Here is a 19,206-nt window from a genome sequence, read left to right as displayed (position 1 = left end):
TTCACAGGCGCGGCGGACCCGCCGATCCCGGGACCGGTTACTGACCAGTAGCATAGGGGGCCGGAAGCTACCGACAAGTAGGAGCGAACCCGTGCCTGCGTCCCGTGAAGTCGTCTTCGTCGACGGCGTTCGGACGCCTTTCGGCAAGTCGGGCCCGAAGGGCCTGTACGCCGAGACGCGTGCCGACGACCTGGTAGTCCGCGTCATCCGCGAGCTGATGCGGCGCAACCCCGGCCTCCCGCCGGAGCGGGTGGACGAGGTGGCCATCGCGGCCACCACCCAGATCGGCGACCAGGGCCTGACCATCGGCAGGTCCGCGGCGGTGCTCGCCGGCCTGCCGAAGTCGGTCCCCGGCTACGCCGTCGACCGCATGTGCGCCGGCGCGATGACCGCCGTCACCACGGTGGCGGGCGGCATCTCCTTCGGCGCGTACGACGTGGCCATCGCCGGCGGCGTCGAGCACATGGGGCGCCACCCCATGGGCGAGGGGGTGGACCCCAACCCCCGGTTCCTGTCCGAGCAGCTCGTGGACGGCTCGGCGCTGGTCATGGGCATGACCGCGGAGAACCTGCACGACCGCTACCCGTCCATCACCAAGGAGCGCGCCGACGCCTTCGCCGTCGCCTCCCAGGAGAAGGTCGCCAAGGCGTACGCCGACGGCAGGATCCAGCGCGACCTGGTGCCGGTGGCCGCCCGCAAGGCCGCCGAGGGCTGGGGCCTGGCCACCGTGGACGAGGCGCCGCGCCCCGGCACGACGCTGGAGGGCCTGCGCACGCTCAAGACGCCGTTCCGCGCGCACGGGCGGGTCACGGCGGGCAACGCCTCCGGCATCAACGACGGCGCGACCGGCTGCATCGTGGCCGCCGAGGACGTGGCCGGGGAGCTGGGCCTGACCCCGCGCATGCGGCTCGTGTCCTACGCTTTCGCGGGTGTGGACCCCGAGGTGATGGGCATCGGCCCGATCCCCTCCACCGAGCGCGCGCTGCGCCTGGCCGGGCTGTCCGTCGACGACATCGGCCTGTTCGAGATCAACGAGGCGTTCGCCGTACAGGTGCTGGCCTTCCTCGAGCACTTCGGCATCGCCGACGACGATCCGCGCGTCAACCCGTACGGCGGCGCGATCGCGTTCGGCCACCCGCTCGCGTCGTCGGGCGTCCGGCTGATGATCCAGCTCTCGCGCGCGTTCGCCGAGCGTCCCGACGTCCGCTACGGGATCACCACGATGTGCGTCGGCATGGGCATGGGCGGCACGGTCATCTGGGAGAACCTCGCATGAGCACGATCGAGACCTGGAAGGCCCTCCTGGAGGGCAAGAACGCCGACGAGGTCGTCACCAAGGCGCTCGTGCGCGACGTCGAGCTTCCGTACGGCGCGGGCACGATGGCCCTGATCACGCTCGACAACGGCCTCGACCACACCAAGCCCAACACCTTCGGCCCGCACGGCCTGCTCGCGCTGAACGGCGCGCTCGACGCGATCGCCGCACGCTCCGACCTCGCGGCCGTCGGCGTCGTCGGCAAGCCGTTCATCTTCGCCGTCGGGGCCGACCTCAAGGGCGCGGCGGCGGTGTCCTCCCGCGAGGAGGCGCTGGCCATCGGACAGCTCGGGCACCACGTGTTCCGCCGCCTCGGCGAGCTGGGCGTGCCGTCGTTCGCGTTCGTCAACGGCGCGGCGATGGGCGGCGGGCTGGAGATCGCCCTGCACTGCACCTACCGCACCGTGTCGTCGGGCGTCCCGGCCGTCGCGACGCCGGAGTGCTTCCTCGGTCTGGTGCCCGGATGGGGCGGCACCCAGCTCCTCCCCCGCCTGATCGGCCCGGAGAAGGCGCTGAAGCTGATCGTCGAGAACCCGCTGTCGCAGAACCGCATGATCAAGGGCCGCGACGCGTTCGCCCTCGGGATCGCCGACGCGATGTTCGAGCCGGCCGACTTCGTCGAGGAGTCGCTGCGGTGGGCGGCCCAGGTGCTGCGCGGCGAGGTGACCGTCGAGCGGGCCGACCACACCGCCGCGGACTGGGCGCCGGTGATCGACCAGGCCAGGACCCTCGTGGATCTCAAGCTGCGCGGGGCCTCCCCCGCGCCCTACCGGGCGCTCGATCTCATGGCCCTGGCCCGTACGGCGTCGCGCGACGAGGGCTTCGCCGCGGAGGACGAGGCGCTGGCCGACCTGCTCATGAGCGACGAGTTGCGGGCCGGGCTGTACGCCTTCGACCTGGTGCAGCGCCGGGCCAAGCGACCGGCCGGCGCGCCGGACAGGTCGCTCGCCCGCCCGGTCACCAAGGTCGGCGTCGTGGGCGCCGGGCTGATGGCCTCGCAGCTCGCGCTGCTGTTCGCCCGCCGCCTGGAGGTCCCGGTCGTGCTGACCGACCTCGACCAGGCCCGGCTCGACAAGGGCGTCGGCTACGTGCACGCCGAGGTCGACAAGCTGCTGGGCAAGGGCCGGATCTCCGCCGACCAGGCCAACCGGCTGAAGGGCCTGGTGACGGGGTCGCTGACCAAGGACGCCTTCGCCGACGCCGACTTCGTGATCGAGGCGGTGTTCGAGGACCTCGGCGTGAAGCAGAAGGTCTTCGCCGAGGTGGAGGAGGTCGTCTCCGAGACCTGCGTGCTCGCCACCAACACCTCCTCGCTGTCGGTCACCGACATGGCGGCCGGCCTGCGGCACCCGGGGCGGGTGGTGGGCTTCCACTTCTTCAACCCGGTCGCGGTGCTGCCGCTGCTGGAGATCGTCCGGGGCGCCGCCACCGACGACGCGACGCTGGCCACGGCCTTCGCGGTCGGCAAGACGCTGAAGAAGTCGTGCGTGCTGGTCAAGGACGCGCCTGCCTTCGTCGTCAACCGGCTGCTGACGAGGTTCATGGGCGAGGTCACGGCGGCGGCCGACGAGGGCACCCCGCTGGAGGTCGCCGACCACGCGCTCGACTCGCTCGGCCTGCCGATGACGCCGTTCGCGCTGCTCCAGCTCGTCGGCCCGGCCGTCGCGCTGCACGTCGCCGAGACGATGCACGCGGCGTTCCCGGACCGGTTCGGCGTCTCGGAGAACCTCGCCAAGCTGGTCGCGGCGGGCAAGCCGGGCCTCTACGGCCCGGACTTCCAGATCGACCCGGAGGTGCGGGCGCTGTTCGAGGGCGGCTCGTCCCCCTCGACGGCGGACGATGTGCGGCTGCGCGCGCTCCGGGCCCTCGCCCAGGAGATCAGGCTCATGCTCGACGAGGGCGTGGTCTCGGCCCCGCAGGACATCGACCTGTGCATGATCCTCGGTGCGGGCTGGCCGTTCCACACCGGCGGCATCACGCCCTACCTCGACCGGACGGGCATCTCCGAGGAGGTCACCGGTTCCCGCTTCCTGGAGCCCGGCGTCGCCTCCGTACCGGCCTGAGTTCTCCTGCACGAGCCGCCCGGCCCGAGCTGACACGCCCCGCGCCGGGCGGCCCGCCTGATCCTTCCGCCACGGACCCGCGAACCACGAGACCGCGGACCCACCAGGCCCTCCATCCGCAGGGCCGCGCGGAACAGCGGGGCCCCGCACCACAGGGGCCCCGATCCGAGCCGCCGCGCCACCCGGCGCGGCGGCTCCCCATTACCGAAGCTGCGACCTGGGTGGGCTCTGAAGCCCTGGAACGCCGAGGATGTCACCCCTCCTCTGTAGTCTCCATGAGCAGGAAGGGAGCAGGACATGACAGCGCAGCCGCACGACTTCGTGCCCAAGCCGAGATCGAAATGCTCACCCACCCCTTCGGTGAACGAGGCCTAGCCACTTACGTCGTCCTGGAGGAGCAGCGTGAGAGCCACCTTGTTCGCCTCGAATGGCCATAGCTATCCGCCACAGAACTGATCACCCCGCCTCACCGGCAAGCGAGCCTCGATGTTCTCCTGGCGAGGTCCAGCGGCGACGAGGGCAGGCCTTGACCTGGGTGCGTTTCATGCCTTCGCGCATAGGTGGCGGATCTCCGAGCTGCCCGAGGAAACGCGGTGCCCGGCACGGCCCTGCTTCAGCACAGCAGACAGCGCTCGACCGGCCGGGCCTGCCAAAGGCCTTTCATGCCGCGGAAGCGGTCGATCACAGTCTGGACGTCGTCGGGGTCTTTGAGCTTCAGGTGGTAGTAGGACACCTCAGCTGTAAAGTCGCTGTCGGTGCGAGACCGCAGGTCCTTGGTGGCGTGCTCGGGATCCTCGAAGTAGAACGCCTCGACCTCCGGCGTGCCGCGGATGGCCTCGACGACTGCGTCCTGCTGTGCCGTGGTCAGGGGCTCGCGGCAGCCGGTTCCCTCGATCGGCTTACGCAGGCACAGGCGCAGCGTCACGTGCGCCTTGCCGTACCAGAATCCGTCGCCCTGGGAATAGACGGCGTCCACACCCGGCAGTGCTTCGATCACGCGGGACAGTTCGTCGGACTTCGACCGGTCGAGCAGGACGCCGAGGACGGTGTCGCTCATGTCTTCGCGGCTGAACGCGGGTCCGCCATCTCTGATCCAGGTGACCTTGCCGGACTCCTGGTACTCCTTCCAGTCCTGCTCGGCCGAGCGGTACCTGACCTCGCGTACGTCGGAGCGGGCCTCCAGCGCGGCGACGACGGCCTTCTTCTGGGCCTCGGTCGCCGAATCGAAGCCCACCTGGAACGTGCCGGTCGTGGGCCAGGGGCCGGGCGGCGGCGGGAGAGGCCCCTGAGGCGGCCCGGCCGGACCGGCCAGCAGCCGGGGAAGCCCCCAGGCGGCGGCGATCAGTACGGCGACGACGAGCGGACCCGCGATCCACAGAAGTCGTGACCGGGAGGATCTCGGCTCGGTCCCATCAGACATGTCGGCGAATATGCCCAGTGATCGTTATGCGGTCAAGCCGAATTCCGCGCCCTCTCGCACCCTGTCGCCAGGTGAGCGCCGCGTTTCCTCCCACCGCAGGGCCGACCGTCGAGCGGTGGTCACGATCTCGCGGGCCCTCCGGTGCCACACGCCCCGCCCGGGTGCGCGAGGACAGCCGTCACGACGGATGGGGCAGCAAGTTGCTGCGCGCCGCCCTCCGGCCTCCGCGGAAATCGCATGCTCGCCGGCGATCGGGAAAGCAGCCCTTGTGTCATCGTTCACGACGACGAGAAGAGGCCGGACATGGAAAGGACACACGACGAACTGATCGCTTTGGAGAGGGAGGGCTGGGCGGCACTTTCCTCCACCCCCGAGGCCGCCGCCGCGTTTTACGAGCGGGTCCTCGACCGTACCGTCGTCATGCTTCTGCCGGGCGGCATGGTGCTCGACGACCGAGCAGCGATCGTGAAGTCCATGGCTGGACAGCCGTGGACCTCCTACGAACTCCACGACTCGCGCGTGGTACGCCTCACCGACGACACCGGACTGGTGACGTATGGGGTCGTCGCCAAACGGGACGGCGGCCCCGCGTACTCGGCGCTGATGAGCAGCCTGTACGTGCTCAGGCAGGATGGCTGGAAGCTCGCCTTCCACCAGCAGACCCCCCGGTGAGGCCCGCCCTGGCCGGCTGTCGGCCGCTGCGCGGCTGACACGAGGTCACGGCCGGATCTGCCTGCCCGACGCGACCCGCGGAGCCGCCCACAGGAGCCATGCCCGCTGTACGGCCATCGGTGCGTCTCCGCGATCAGCGGGGCGCGTTCGTCCCGGGCAGGTGAGGACTCAGATGCGGCGCCGTGGACGCGGCGCGGCCGCCCGTGATGCCGGACGACCGCGCCGCGGAAAGCCGCCGGTCAGCGCTTGAACAGACGCGGCGCCAGGTCGATGAGGTTCTTCTGCCACACGTCCCAGCCGTGCGGTCCGGGGGTGACCCCGTCGAACTCGTAGCGGATGCCGAGATCCTTCATCGTGGTCAGCGACGACATGAAGAACGGCTGCACGAAGTCGGTCACATCGCCGACGTACAGGCGCAGCATCGTGGTCCCGTTGTTGATCGCCGCCACGTCGACGCCGGTACCGTCGCCGAACCAGGACGAGAACGCCGCGACGTAGGCGAACTTCCCCGGGTACGCCTTGAGCACCCCGAGCGTCTGCACACCGCCCATCGAGAGACCGGCGAGTGCCTGCCGCGACGGGTCGCCGGAGACGTTGTAGTGCGCGCGGGCCGCCGGAACGATGTTCTCCAGCAGCTCCTTGTTGAAGTCGGACACGTTGCCGTTGCCCATCACGACCACCATCGGCACCAGCTTGCCGTCCAGGGACTCATGGTCGAGGATCTGCTTGGCGCGCCCCATCTCCACCCAGTCCGTGTAGCTCTGACCGCTGCCGTGCTGGAGGTAGAGAACGGGGTACGGCTCCGCGCGGTTCGGGTCGTATCCGGGCGGGGTCCACACCAACGCCGTCCGGTCCGCATTCGCGACATTGCTGTGGTAGGTCAGGCTCTCCACCTTTCCGCCCTGGCCGGCGGGAACGTCCGAAAGCAGGCGCGACCTCTCGCCCGGGATGAAGAAGGTGCTCCAGTTCGGCTCGGAGGTCACCTTCGTCGGGTTCGACGCGTCCTTGACCGAGACCCGATCCACGATCCACTGGTAGTAGTAGAACCACGGGTCCAGCGGGCCCACGGTCACCCGCCACCGGTCGCCGTCACGGGACATCGGAACGCGGAGCCAGCTTCCGCCGGGAGCGTCGTTCGCCCACACCGTGACGTGCTTGGCGTCCTTGAAGTCCGTCGTGGTCTCGAAGGTGACGAAGCCGCCCTCGGACACGAACGGCGTCGGGGTGGTACCCGCCGGCGGCGGGGTGAACTCGCCCTTCAGCGGCCCGTGCCCGGCGCTCGGACCGTGGTCCGACACCTTGCGGAACAGCCTCGGCACGAAATCGATCAGGTTCTCCTGCCAGGCGGCCCAGTTCGCCCCGGCGTCGGGGTTGACCCCGTCGAACTCGTACCTGACACCGGCGTGCTTCAGCGCCTTCGTCAGGCGGACGGTCGCGTTGTACGCGGGATCGGTCACGTTCCCGGTGTACAGACGCACCAGCTTGAGGTTGCGGTCGGTCGCGTTGGCCTTCGCCCGGCCCACGCCGTTCGTCAGAAGACCCGAGAACGAGCCGGCGTAGGCGAACTGGCCCGGGCCGGTCAGCGCGGCGCGCAACGCCTGCGACCCGCCCTCGGACACACCGGCGATCGCCTGATGCTCCCGGTCGCGATAGACGTGGTAGGCGTCCCCGACCGCCTTACGGAGGTCCTTGAGGTCCTTGTCGTCGTCCGGCCCGCGACCGTCGGTGATCACGACCACCATCGGCTCCACGGCGCCCTGAGCCGACAGGTTGTCGAGGATCTGCTTGGCGCGACCGAGGTCGAGCCAGTCGGTGGCACTCCTGTCCGCGCCGGACTGCAGGAACAGCACCGGATATGGCTTGCCGCCCTTGGCCGAGTACCCGGCCGGGGTCCAGACCAGAGCCGACCGCTCCTCCGTCTTGACCCGATAGGCCAGGGTCTCGACCTTGCCGCCCTGCCCCTCAGGCGCGTCCGCCAGCAGACGCGCCGAGTCGCCCGCAACGAGGAAAGTGCTCCACAGGGGCTTGGACGCCACGGTGGTGCCGTTCGTCGGGTCCTTCAGACCCTTGGTGTCGTCACCCGTGACCTGGTAGTAGTACAGCCCCGGCTTGAGCGGGCCGAGGGCCCCCCACCAGACGTCGCCCCTGCGGGTCAGACCGTACTCCGCCCAGGCGGAGGAGGGACCGAAGTTCCCCTCGACGGCAACCTGGGACACCTGGCCCATGTTGGCCTCGATGTAGGCCGCCGGGACGCTGATCGACACGTAGCCGTCGTCCGAGACACTCAGCCACGGCGTGTCCGCCACCGCCGGTCGCAGCGCGACCAGAACCGACGCGATCGCCATGACTCCGGCGGCGATCACCGCCGAGAGCCGGCGTACGCCCATGGGGCGCACGCTGCCGTGATGGAACAACGTCATACCGAAACTCCCTTGATGGCCGACAGCGGTCGGTCCGACCTACCGACCTGACACATCGGTGGAATGCGGCCGTGAATTCCGCGTCCTGACCTCCGCCGTCACGGGCGCATTCACTCTCTTTCAGCCGCGAGCGCTATCAGTCCCGATTCCACCGAGTCAAGGTAATTGATACAGTTTGGAAACACAAGCCTCTGAAAGTACGCCGCCGAATCGCGCACAGCGGCCAGGGCAGGACGGCTCTGCGGCGTCGGCCCAGGGCATGTCACGTCCAGGGGAGCACGGCGAATATGGCGCCGGCCCCCGGACGCAAGGGCGACCTCGTAAATGTCCACTGTCCGGCGGCGGCTGGCGCCGGACGGCCGGTTTTCTGCGAGCGACGCGTCCGGCGGTGAATCCTGTTCCCACCGGAAACGTAACCCGTAATGTTTACGGCGCAACCGTCGCCGGCGCTTGACCAGTCCTCATTACTGCCGTATCGCCGGGGGCCGCTGTTTTCCGGATCCCCGGCCGGTCAGCAGCAGCTGCCCACCGGGATGGGGGCCGGGACGATCGCCTTGACGTGATGGGCCGGAGCAACGACGCGGACCCCCGCGACCAGCCCCGCTCCGATCAACGCGGCGACCAGGAGGTGCTTCATGTGCCTGTTCATCTTTCCTCCCATTCGGACTGCCTTCCTTCGGGGAAATCAACGCCCTTCCTGACGAGAAAGTTCGGACGGCCCCGGAACGGCCGGCAGTGGCCGTGGATCTCGGCCTGCTCCGCGAGGGCGCGTCGCTCGTCATGCCTGTCGCCGCTCTCCCTGGCGATCCGCAGCGACTCCGCGACGTGCCTCGCCGCCTCACCGAGGTCGCCGAGCATGCGGGACGACCTGGCGAGCGCGACAAGGGCCTGAGAACGCTCCTGCGGCCCCTGCGCGCAGGCGTCGAAGCTCGACAGCGAGTCCCGCAGATGCGCGCGGGCGGCGACGGCGTCCCCGGCCGCGAGGTACGCCTCCCCGAGGCGCCGGAGCGTCATCGCCTCGTGCATCGCGTCACCCGCCTCCCGGGCGCGTCGCAGCGCCTGCCGCAGCGTCGCGACGGCCTCGGCGGGGGATCCGAGCACCAGACGCGCGTCGCCCATCATCATCAGCGCATAGCGCTCGCCCACGGAGGACCCGACCCGGCGACTGATCGTCAACTGCCGCTCGGCGTACCGCAACGCCTCCTCCGGACGCTCCAGGAGGAGACAGGCGCTGGCGAGGTTGCCGAGCGCCCGCAGTTCTCCGAGGGGGTCTGCGAGCTCCCGGCACAAATCCAGCAGTTCGTTGAGGCACTTCAGTTCTTCCGCGTCGTGGTTGAGCAGGCGGTGCGCCATCGCCACCATCGCCAGCGCCTGTGCCTCGCTCCCCCGGTCTGCGAGCCGGCGCGCGGTCTGCAGCGACCTCGTGCCGAGCCAGAGCATCTCGTGACGGTATCCCTGCGCGGCGAGATGCCATTGCAGGCTGAGGGCCAGGCCGACGGCGAGACGGGCCGTCGCGGCATCCGCGTCCCAGGCCTGGCCGACGATCGTCATCAGGTTGGGCCGTTCCCTTTCCAGCCAGCGGGTCGCCTCTTCCCGATCGTGCAACGGCTTGGGCGTCTGCGGCACCTCCGGCACGCCGGCATGCAGGCGGTGCGGGTCGATCACGCGCACGGCCGCGCTCGTGGTGGCGAGAAAGAAGCCGAGCACGCGGCGGAGCGCGGCCTTCCGCCGGTCCGGCGGTTCGGTGTCCAGTGCGCGCTCCTGCGCGTACAACCTGATGAGGTCGTGCATCGTGTAGCGGCCCGGAGTCGGGCTCTCCACCAGCCGCGCGTCGAACAGCCTCTCGACGACCTGCTCGGCGGCCCGCGGCGGCACGTCCAGCAGCGCGGCCACCACCTCCAGGCTCAAATCCGGTACGCGGAGCAGGCCGATCAGGCGGAACGCCTGCGCGGCCTCGCGGTCGAGGGCCTGCCCGCTGTCGGCCAGGGCCGTGTAGCTGACCGCGATGCTGCTCCGCACGCCGGCATCCCCGGTGCGCAGCTCGTCCAGCCTGTTGCTCTCGTCCTCCAGGCGTTCGATGAGCATGTCGGCCGACCAGCCGGAGCGGCTCGCCAACCGGGCGCCGGCGACATGCAGAGCCAGGGGGAACCCGTCACAGAGGTCGGCCAGCCGTTCGACGGCTCGCTGCGAGAACCCGATGCCACCGGCCTGGAACCGCCGGGTCAGCATGGCGACGGCCTCGCCCCGTGTCATGGGGCCGAGGTCGACGTGCGCGGCGGGAGCGGCCTGCGCCAGGTTCTGGCGGGACGTGAGCAGGACGGTGGAGCCGGCCGTCATCGGCAGGAGGGGACCGACCTGCGCGATCGAGGAGGCGTCGTCGAGAAGGAAGAGCACTCGCCTGTCGTGGAGGATCGTACGCAGGGCCGAGGCGGCCTCGTCGACGTCGGCCGGAACCTCCGACCCCGGCGTGCCGAACGTCCGCAGGAGCCGGCCGATCAGCTCGCCCGCGTCGAGCCGCCGCACCCCGGGCATCGCGCCGCGCAGGTTGACGTACACCTGGCCGTCGGGGAAACGGGCCGCGGCCCGGTGCGCCACGTGAAGTGCCAGGGCGGACTTGCCCGCACCCGGCGGGCCGCAGATCGCCACCACCGGCGTCGGCGGCGACCCGTCCGGCGGGTTCAGCCAGGTCTCGAGGCGGCTCAGCTCCCGCTCCCGGCCCACGAAGTGCGGCGCGTCCGAGGGAAGCTGCCTCGGCACCGTCGGAGGCCTCGCCGATGCCTCGCCGTCGGACGCCTTGGGGACGTCGCCCGCGGCATGCGGTGAGGGGGCGCCGAGGAGAAGTTCAGCGTCTCCGGCGAGGATTCGCTGGTGGAGCCGCTGGACGGGGTGACCCGGCTCCACACCGAGATCCCCGACCAGACGCGTTCTGAGCTCGTGGAAGGCCGCGAGCGCCTCCGCACGCCGGCCGTCACGCGCCAGGGCCAGCATCAGCTGGCCCCATGGGCGCTCACGCAAGGGGTTGTCGCGCACGCACTGTCTGAGCGGGCCGATCGCCTCGGTGTGCAGGCCGAGTTCGAGCCGCGCGTCGACCCAGTCTTCGAAGACCCCCAGCCGCTCCTCCCGCAGCCCTACCGCGATCTCCTCAAGCGCGAGGGTGCGCGGCACGTCGTGGAAGGGGTCGTCGCGCCACAGAAGGAGGGCCCGCCGGAGCGTGGCCTCCCCCCGCCGTACGTCACCTGCCTGCAGCGTGCGGCGCCCCTGCCGGGCAAGGTCCCTGAACGTGAGGAGGTCGAGCTCGCCGGGTCGTACGTCGAGGCGGTAGCCGTCTCCCACCGTCTCGATCGGTGCGGCCCCCGGGTCCGCGGGCGACAGCAGCCGGCGCAGGGCCGAGATGTAGGTCTTGAGGTTGCCCCGGGCAGAACGGGGCGCGGCGCCGTCCCACAGATGCCTCACGAGCTGATCGGCCGTGACGGCCCTGTTGGCGCTCACGAGCAGGGCGACGAGGACCTGGCGGTGTTTGGGGCGGACGAGCGGGATCTCCCGGCCGTCCGCGTCGCGGACCCGGACGGAACCGAGGAGCCGGTAATCCACGCCGCCTCCACCCTGAGTCGCAAGACGCCTAGATCCTAGGCATCCCCCTGACTCAGAGCAAGATCACGGTGTGGCCCCTCACTCGATCGGGCTTCCCGATCACCTCCGGCGCCCGGATCAACCACCTGTCACCAGCATCGGACCGTAGCGGCCGGTGAAATCCTCGGCTACTTCACGGGCATCGAGATCATCGCTGCCGGCGGCGTTCTGGACCAGGACCCGCAGGATCTGCCAGGCTTCGATGCTGCCGAGCAGTTCGGCCATCCTGCGAAGGTCGTCCGCATCCGCCGTGGGAAGTCGTTCGACCACCATGTCCCGCAGTCTGGGCAGCACGAGATCCCTCCTCCCCCGGGCGATCGCCTTCCTGGCGTCCAGGGCCCACGCCTGCGACAGGGCCAACTCCACGAGCGGGCGCAGGAGAGCCGGGACATCGGAGGGAAACGTCTGCAGGAATGTCAGCGCCGCTCCACGATCCCAGGTGGAACCCCTCAGCGCGGCCGAGAGCGTGTCGGCCCTCGACGCCGCGTGGCGGTAGAAGTCGGCGCGCAGCCGAGCGGACTGCTGCTCGGCTGCGACGATCGCCTCCCACATACGCCGATCGGTGGCCTGCTGACCCATTCATCCTCCGCTGTGCGTGTAGCTCGTGGGCCGGGTCAGTGGATGCTGCCGACTTCAGGAACGAGCCCTAGAGCTTAACGCCGATGTTCTGCCAGTCCATGCTCTTGATGAGTCCGACGAAGTCGTCGAAGGGCATGCTCTCCGTCGGATAGATGGTGTGATGCCCCTCTGGCATGGGCCCGCCGACACCGGCACCGTCCGAGACGACGCCCAGACCTTCCGCCAGCGGCTTGGTCGGCTGACGCACCTGACCGCTCAACCCGATAGCGCGGAGATTCTCCACGGTGTCGTACGTCGACAGACCCTCCACACTGAGGTTCTCCAGGTCCTCCGCGCTCGGCGGATGCACCATGCCCTGATCGTCGACGGTGATGTCGCCCCTGCCCGTGGCCGGGTCACGGGGGCGTACGCGAGGTCCGCCGGCGGTGTGCAGGCCAGGGGGGCAGTTGTGGACCAGGACCGGAGCCGGGCCGGCCTGGACGTAGAAGGTGTGGGTGTCGGCGACGGTGAGGTCGTAGACGGTGGGGTGGGCCGGGACGGCGGTGGTGCCGACGACCTGGACGGTGGCGCCGGACGGGGTCCGGAGACGGTCGGCCGGCGTCAACCGGTCGGCGCGGACCCACGCCTTGTCCTGACTGTCCCAGAACAGGTGGTGCTCGGTGGCGAGGACGACGCCGGTGTCGTGGCCCTTCTCGCCGTCGGTGTCGACGGTGATCTGGACGAGGCCCAGATAGCCGACGCCGGAGAAGGCGGCGACGACGAGCTTGGGCGCCGTCCTGCCGGTCGACGGGTCGGTGGCGAGGACCCTGTCGCCGGGCTTGACCTTCTCGATGGCCTTGGTGGCGCCGTCGGCGAGCTTGACCAGGGTGCCGGCGACGAAGCTGTTACAGCCCCGAGGGGCTCCGGACGAGGCGCGCGGCTTCCCGCGGGCCGCGCTCCTGCCGGCCGATCGCGCGGCCGCGCCTTCTCCCGCCGCGGCCGCGTCCTCGGCGGCGCCGCCCACCTTGCCCAGTGCCGATCTCGCCCTGCTCGCGGCCTTGCCGACGACCCCGGCGACGGTCTTGCCCGCCGCCGTGGTGGCCAGCTTGCCGAGCGCCGCCCCGGCCGCCTTGCCGAGCACCCCGCCGGCCGCCCCGGCGATGGCTCCGGCCGCCGCGGACTTGAACGCGCCGCCCATGCTCCACTGGTCACGCGGCGTCGAGACGAGGTATCCGGCGAGGTTGCCGGCGGCTCCTCCCGCCGCGGCGCAGCCGACGCTGCCGACGCCTCCCGTGGCCACCTCGCAGCCGATGGTCACGGTCACCGAGACGGCGACGTTGACGATGGTGGCCTTGTGCTCGTGCCAGAGGTTCTTGGCCTTGCAGCCGAAGTTCCAGCGCCCGCAGTGCGGCGGGCTGCTCGGCGGAGGCGGTGGGTTGTACGTCGGGTGACCGCCGCCACCGCCGTCACCGTCACCGCCGTGACCACCGGAAGGCGGATTGCACGGATTCGACGGGATGACGCCGCACTGGCCGCCGCCGTCGAGCATCAGTCCCGTCGGGTCCGACCCGTTCACCGGGTCGTTGTCGGCGTAGGCGTAACCGTTCCAGCTCTGGGGGTCCGAGGCGTCGAACACCGGGTCGACGGAGATGAAGCGCCCGGTCTCGGCGTCGTACTCGCGGGCGCCGAGGTGGGTGAGAGCGGTGGCCTCGTCGATGACGCCGCCGACGAAGCCCCGTTGACCGGGCCAGGACGACGGCGGCGTGCCGCGCTGCTGCCCGAAGGGGGTGAAGTGGCGACGGACGGGTGTCTGCGCGTCGTCGTCGGTCACCGAGACGTCGGTGGTGCCGTGATGGTCGGCGGCGAGCCAGGTGAGGGCCTTGCCGGTGGTGCGGGCGGCGACGACCTGGCCGCCGTGTGAGTAGTAACGGGTGGCGGTCTTGGCCCCGGTGGTCTTGTCCAGCCGGATCTCCATGCCCGCGACGTAGAGGGTCGTCGAGGCGGGATCGCGGCGGATCAGGCGCTCGCCGCCGGCGTCGTAGACGAAGGTGCTGACGCCGGACGGATCGGTGGACTTGGCGAGGTGCCCTTCGACGTCCCACTCCAGCGCCCGGCCCGAGCCGCGCTCGGTGGTGTTGCCGGCGGCGTCGTAGGTGTAGCTGTCGATCTGCCCGTCGCGGTCGCCGCCCTGGTAGGCGACCGACGTCAGCGTGTGCGGCTGCGGCTTGCCTGCCCCCGCGTACGCGTAGGTCTTGGTGACGTCGCCGTTCGCCTGGTGGTCGACCTCCTTGGTGCGGTTGCCGACCTTGTCGTAGCCGAAGGACTGCCAGTACGGCGCGGCTCCGCCGATCACTGCGGCCGAGGGCCCCGAAGCGCAGCCGTCGGTGGCGGTCCAGGCCTCGGTCAGGCGCTGCAGATGGTCCTGCCGGAAGCACTGCACGTCGGGCGTCTGGCCGGACGGAGTGTCAGCGATCTTGGTGATGTTGCCCGACGGATCGTACGAGTAGTTGGTGTCCGCGATCGAGATCGGGGAGGTCTCCCGTTCGAAGAGGGATCGGGTGAGCCGGCCCGTCCCCTCCTCGTAGAAGTTGGTCTCCTTCACCCGCTTCAGACCGGTGCTCATGGTCATGTCGAGCACCTGGCCGAGCTTGGAGTAGGTGGTGGAGGTGACGTAGTTGGTCAGGCCGCGCGTCGTGGTGGGGTGGCCGAGCTCGTCATAGCCGTACAGCATCGTCTCGGCGAGCAGACCACCGGCCGCGGGCAGCACCGTGCGGTGGACGGTGCCGTCGAGGTTGTAGTCGGTGCTGACCTTGTAGGTGCCGGCCAGCGCGCCCTCGGAGGCGGGGATGACGGTCTGGGCGCCGAGTGTCCGGTAGGCGTCGTCGAAGCCGGTGACGGCCGTGGTGTAGGCGTCCATGGCGCCGGTCGTGGCGTTCCTGACGTACCGGATGGAGGCGGTCGGCTGGCCCTTGACCACGGTGCCGTCGAGCAGGGTGTCGTACCTCCATTCGGCGAGCTTGGTGCCGCTCGCCGAGGTGCCCTCATACTCGGCGGTCTTGCGGCCGAGCGCGTCGTAGGTGAAGAAGACGCTCTTGCCGCGGGCGTCGGTGGTCGTCAGCAGCCGGTCGGTCGTGTCGTCGTAGGTCAGCTTCGCGGTGCCCTTGTCGGGGTCGTCGAGCTGAACGAGGCGGCCACGCAGGTCGTAGTGGTAGGTCCACGCGTTGCCGTCGGCGTCCTTGATGCTCTCGGGCCGTCCGGTGGGCGTGTACGTGTAGGTGGTGGCGTCGTAGTCCCCGGCCGGGCCGTCGCTCCCGTACTCCCGGAACTCGACGAGCTCCCCGCGCGCGTTGGTGATGCTGGTGGTCGGAGTGGCTCCGGCCGGCGGGTCGACGCTGATGCGGTCGCCACCGTACGTGGTGGTGGTCCGCCACTGCTCGCTGCCGCGCTTGCGGAAGATCTGCGCGGTGGGCCACTCCATGCCGTTGTAGAGGGTGACGCTCTGCCCGGGGACGTCGTCGTCGCTGCCCGGGGTCCACAGCGTGGCACCCGGCGCCCCCTCGACGTAGTAGTCCGCGTTGGTCTTGTAGACCAGGCCGCGGGTGTCGTACAGCGTGTCGTTCACCACGCGGCCGCCGCCGGGGGCGGGCTGCTGGCTCTGCCGGTGACGGAGCAGGCCGTCGTAGAGGGCGTAGCCGGTGGTGTAGGTCGCCCCGTCGTTGCGGAGCGTCGAGGTGGTCACCGTGGTCGGCCCGTCGGTGCGGATCCGGTATCCGAACTTCATGTTCGGGGTCGAGGCGTACGACGCCTTCGCCCGGCCCGGCAGCCACACGGCGGCGAGCCGGCCCAGCGGGTCGTACGCCAGGTCGGTGCGCTTGCCGTTGAGGTCGATCGTGGCGGTGGGGAGCCCCCAGGCCGGCTCGACCTCGGTCTTGTCCACATGCCCGAGCGCGTTGGTCACCGTGGTGCCGGTGACCAGGCCGGTCGCCGGGGTGTAGGCCGTTGTCGTCTTGCCGCCCGAGGCGTCGGTCACCACCAGCGGCCGGCCGTACGCGTCGAACGCGGTGGTGCCGACGGTGACGTACTGCGGGCCGCCGTTCCACGAGCCGAGCTTCTCGGTCCTGGTGACGTCGCCCTTGGACGGCGCGGCGCCGAACGCCTTTCCGTCGTAGTACTTGCGCACGTCGGAGGCCACGTCGTCCGGCCGCTTCGGAGTGAGGTCGCACGCCTTGGTGACGGTCTCCACTCGGGAGACATAGGAGATCATCCAGCGGGATTCGTCCCGCGCGTACTCCGTGCGGATGCACTGGTCGTCGCTCGCGGTCGACTCGTCGCCGAGGTCGTCGACCTGGGTGGGCAGGCCGTCGGCGTTGTAGTCGGTGTCGGTCAGGGTGCGGCGCCAGCCGCCGGAGGCCAGTGCGGTGCGGGCGCGCTCGGTGTCCTCGCGCACCATGCTCGCGGTGGTCGTGCCCCAGGACCGCACTCGCTTGGCCGTCCGCTTCACCCAGTAACCGGTGACGGTGCCGGTCAACGCCGCGCCCTCGGGACCGTCGAAGTGGATCTCCTCGCGGACCCGTCCCTGCAGGTCGTCGGCGTCGTCAACCGCGGTGCCCGCCGAGTCGGTGACCTTCACGTTCCGCGTGCCCCCGCCGGGCAGCTCGTCGCCGTCCATGCCGCGGAAGTAGAGGTACTCCGACCGAGAGCGCTGCTCGGGCGCCTCGCCGTGGGTGACCCGCACCCTGCCGTACCCGCGCCACTGCGACCAGGTCTTGTACTTCTCCTTGGTCAGCCCGTCGTCGTCGTCGTGGTGCCACGCGCCGCCGCCGAGGTACTCGTAGCTCGTCACCTCGTCGGGCGCGCCGCCCGTACGGTCGATCTCCCGCACCTGGGTGACGACGTACTTGTGGAACCAGTCGAGCTTGGGCGAGGTCGCGCCCTCGGGCGACCAGTACTGCGGGTAGCACCGCCGGGTGTTGGTCCCGATGTCCGGCTTGTCGTCGGCCGTGCAGTCCTCGCCGGAGTACGCGACGGACAGGGAGCCGCCGGTCTCGTTGTCGATCGCCGAGATCCGCCACTTGGTCAGCGGCGGGCGTCCTTCGAGGGCGTCGACGCGGTTGGGCTTCTGGACGCCCGCGAACCTCACCGACGGCAGCGACGCCGTGCCGCCGACCTTGCCGGTGTGGGTGATCCCCGCCAGCCAGAGCGTGGCGGCCGTGCCGTCGCCGGGGGCGCGCATCTGCTGGTCAAGAGTCCAGGTGTCGACGTCCTTGTACGTGCCGCCGGAGAGAACCTGGGTGGTGACGGCGGCCAGCCGCTTGCGCGTCCAGAACGTCGGGGAGTACTTGTCGATGCACTTCTCACCGGAGTCGCAGTTCTGGTCGTACGGCACGTCGGGCCAGTACTTGGCGTTGTCCTTGGTGAACTTGCTCTCCGCGCAGTCGAAGCTCGACGTCGGGATGCACCGCTCCCTCACGTCGAAGGAGACCCGCGCCGGGGCGGACGAGGTGAAGATCGCGTTCGAGCGCTGGCCGTAGTCGATGCGCTTGAGGTAACCGCCCCGGTCGTAGGAGGTCGGGGTGCCGTTGGGGACGCCGTCGGTCAGCGTGGTGACGTCACGGCGGTAGTAGTTGGTCTCCTTGCCGTACCAGAAGGTGCTGACCGTGCCGTGCGGGTCGACGACGTAGTCGAGGTTCCACCGCCAGGCCCGCCGGCACCAGGAGTCGGAGAAGGCGCTCTTGTGGCATGGCTCCCCCTCGTCGTCGCCGAAGACCGGCACCGTCCAGGTGGAGTTCGTCTCCGCCTCGCCGTCGGCCCAGCCTGGCAGGTGGTTGCGGCCGAAGTAGTACTGGGTGCCGTCGGGGCTGGTGACGCGCCAGTAGTCGCCGTCGAAGTCGCCGTTGCCGGCGCCGGACAGCTTCTCGATCTTCGCGCCGTCGTCGTCCTTCGGCTGCCAGGTGCCGGTCGCGTCGTCCAGCACCAGCTCGGTGGCCTGCCCGTTCAGCGACAGCGTCGCGTTCGAGTTGCCCCAGCACTGGTCGTTGCGCTTGGGCGTGACGCCGTCGTCGGCGCATGCCTTGTATCTGCGCTCGATGAACCCGGGCCAGTAGTCGAAGCCCTCGCCGATCCAGGAGGCCTGGTTGTTGGTGGCGACCGTGCGGCCGTCCACGCTGCCGGAGGAGTAGGCGAACCCGATGTTCGGCGTCGGACCGCCGGGCACCGGCGGCAGCCGGAGCGGATAAGCCCAGGAGAACGCGCCGGTCTGGTTGCTCACGCTCCACGTCGCGGACGGCGACAGCGAGGTCGCCTCGTAGGTGCCCGCCGACCCCGAGGGCGCGGCCTCCGCCGCCAGCGTCATCGTCGTCGCGGCGGCGAGATCCACGTCGGCGGTCAGCCGGCCGGTCGTGACATCGTTACGCGTGGGCAGCGGCGTACGCGTCTGGCAGCCGGGCCGATCGGGGGTGGCGGCCGCGCAGTCCGGCAGGCGTACCAGGCGCAGCCGGGACGCCCAGTCGCCGCCGTAAGCGTACCGGAATCCGGAATAGTCCACCTCGACCGCGACCCGCCGTGCCGCGCCTCCCGCCTGCGGGGTCAGCTGCAGGCCCAGGCCGGTGACGTGCGACCGCTCAGCCGTGGGTCTGTCGAGCACCCGCACCTGTACGGCCGCCGCCGAGGCGCCGGAGGACGGCGGCGCCGTGCCGGCTCTCGCCGCGGCGGGGGCGTCCGAGGACGGCGGCGCCGTGCCGGGTTTCGCCGCGCCCGCCGGGCCGATCCACACCGGCAGCAGGCCGGCCCGCGCCATGCCCGCCCCCGCGCCCGCGGGCGCCGTGGCGGCCGCCGCGTTCCCGGCCGGGGAGCCGAGGGAGACCACCGCGGCGCCGGCCTGCGGCCAGGTCACCACGGGGGCGCCCCTGAGGTCGAACCGGGCCCCGGGGTCCGGCACGGCGGCCCGCGTGCGGCTCTCGTGGCCGGGCACGGGACGCTGGTCCTGCGCCTCGTGCCAGCCCGGGTCGCCCGACGCCCGCGCCTCCGGGACGGGTACGGCCAGAGCGGCCGGCACCACGACCGCCAGCATTCCGGCGACCCCGGCCCAGCCTCGCCATGAAGCGAGCACGACTACCTCCGGTTGAACGT

General features: G+C 70.7%; 9 protein-coding genes. 3 read left to right on the top strand and 6 right to left on the bottom strand.

The window, feature by feature from the left end; all coding sequences use genetic code 11:
- Window positions 1-91 precede the first annotated feature (91 nt).
- Complete coding sequence (locus FH610_RS13460) at window positions 92-1,276, top strand: thiolase family protein (protein ID WP_139574681.1); 1,185 nt, start codon at window positions 92-94, stop codon at window positions 1,274-1,276.
- Window positions 1,273-3,378 (top strand): 3-hydroxyacyl-CoA dehydrogenase NAD-binding domain-containing protein, encoded by a 2,106-nt coding sequence (locus FH610_RS13455; RefSeq protein ID WP_139574680.1) that lies wholly within the window; start codon window positions 1,273-1,275, stop codon window positions 3,376-3,378. Before FH610_RS13460 ends, FH610_RS13455 begins: the two co-directional genes overlap by 4 nt.
- A 613-nt stretch (window positions 3,379-3,991) precedes the next feature.
- Here the strand turns inward: FH610_RS13455 and FH610_RS13450 are convergent.
- Window positions 3,992-4,798, bottom strand: coding sequence for a permease-like cell division protein FtsX (locus FH610_RS13450; protein WP_139574679.1), 807 nt, complete (start codon window positions 4,796-4,798; stop codon window positions 3,992-3,994).
- A 303-nt stretch (window positions 4,799-5,101) separates the two neighbouring features.
- Here FH610_RS13450 and FH610_RS13445 point away from each other — a divergent pair, with 303 nt between their 5' ends.
- Window positions 5,102-5,470, top strand: a complete 369-nt coding sequence (locus tag FH610_RS13445) for a DUF4440 domain-containing protein (protein WP_161627998.1) — start codon at window positions 5,102-5,104, stop codon at window positions 5,468-5,470.
- Between the two features lie 239 nt (window positions 5,471-5,709).
- Here FH610_RS13445 and FH610_RS13440 read toward each other — a convergent pair whose 3' ends face one another.
- The 5 genes from FH610_RS13440 to FH610_RS13425 form a co-directional block, all read right to left on the bottom strand.
- Complete coding sequence (locus tag FH610_RS13440) at window positions 5,710-7,890, bottom strand: alpha/beta hydrolase (protein WP_139574677.1); 2,181 nt, start codon at window positions 7,888-7,890, stop codon at window positions 5,710-5,712.
- A gap of 511 nt (window positions 7,891-8,401) precedes the next feature.
- Window positions 8,402-8,539, bottom strand: a complete 138-nt coding sequence (locus FH610_RS42850; RefSeq protein WP_161627997.1) for a hypothetical protein — start codon at window positions 8,537-8,539, stop codon at window positions 8,402-8,404.
- Entirely contained in the window at window positions 8,536-11,481 is a 2,946-nt protein-coding gene (locus FH610_RS13435; RefSeq protein WP_139574676.1) for an AfsR/SARP family transcriptional regulator, read from the bottom strand. Before FH610_RS13435 ends, FH610_RS42850 begins: the two co-directional genes overlap by 4 nt.
- Window positions 11,482-11,598: 117 nt before the next feature.
- Window positions 11,599-12,099 carry a hypothetical protein gene (locus FH610_RS13430; RefSeq protein ID WP_139574675.1) on the bottom strand — a complete coding sequence of 167 codons (501 nt, stop codon included), beginning with the start codon at window positions 12,097-12,099 and terminating at the stop codon, window positions 11,599-11,601.
- A 67-nt stretch (window positions 12,100-12,166) separates the two neighbouring features.
- On the bottom strand, window positions 12,167-19,186 hold the full coding sequence (locus tag FH610_RS13425) for a polymorphic toxin-type HINT domain-containing protein (RefSeq protein ID WP_139574674.1): 7,020 nt from the start codon (window positions 19,184-19,186) through the stop codon (window positions 12,167-12,169).
- Between the last annotated feature and the right edge of the window lie 20 nt (window positions 19,187-19,206).

This window comes from Microbispora catharanthi, from assembly GCF_006334915.2.
GTDB lineage: Bacteria > Actinomycetota > Actinomycetes > Streptosporangiales > Streptosporangiaceae > Microbispora > Microbispora catharanthi.
This window is presented reverse-complemented; position numbering and strand designations above follow the sequence as displayed.

Coding starts and splice junctions, on each gene's coding strand:
- FH610_RS13455 (WP_139574680.1), top strand. CDS start 1,273: ATGAGCACGATCGAGACCTGGAAGGCCCTCCTGGAGGGCAAGAACGCC.
- FH610_RS13450 (WP_139574679.1), bottom strand. CDS start 4,798: ATGTCTGATGGGACCGAGCCGAGATCCTCCCGGTCACGACTTCTGTGG.
- FH610_RS13445 (WP_161627998.1), top strand. CDS start 5,102: ATGGAAAGGACACACGACGAACTGATCGCTTTGGAGAGGGAGGGCTGG.
- FH610_RS13440 (WP_139574677.1), bottom strand. CDS start 7,890: ATGACGTTGTTCCATCACGGCAGCGTGCGCCCCATGGGCGTACGCCGG.
- FH610_RS42850 (WP_161627997.1), bottom strand. CDS start 8,539: ATGAACAGGCACATGAAGCACCTCCTGGTCGCCGCGTTGATCGGAGCG.
- FH610_RS13430 (WP_139574675.1), bottom strand. CDS start 12,099: ATGGGTCAGCAGGCCACCGATCGGCGTATGTGGGAGGCGATCGTCGCA.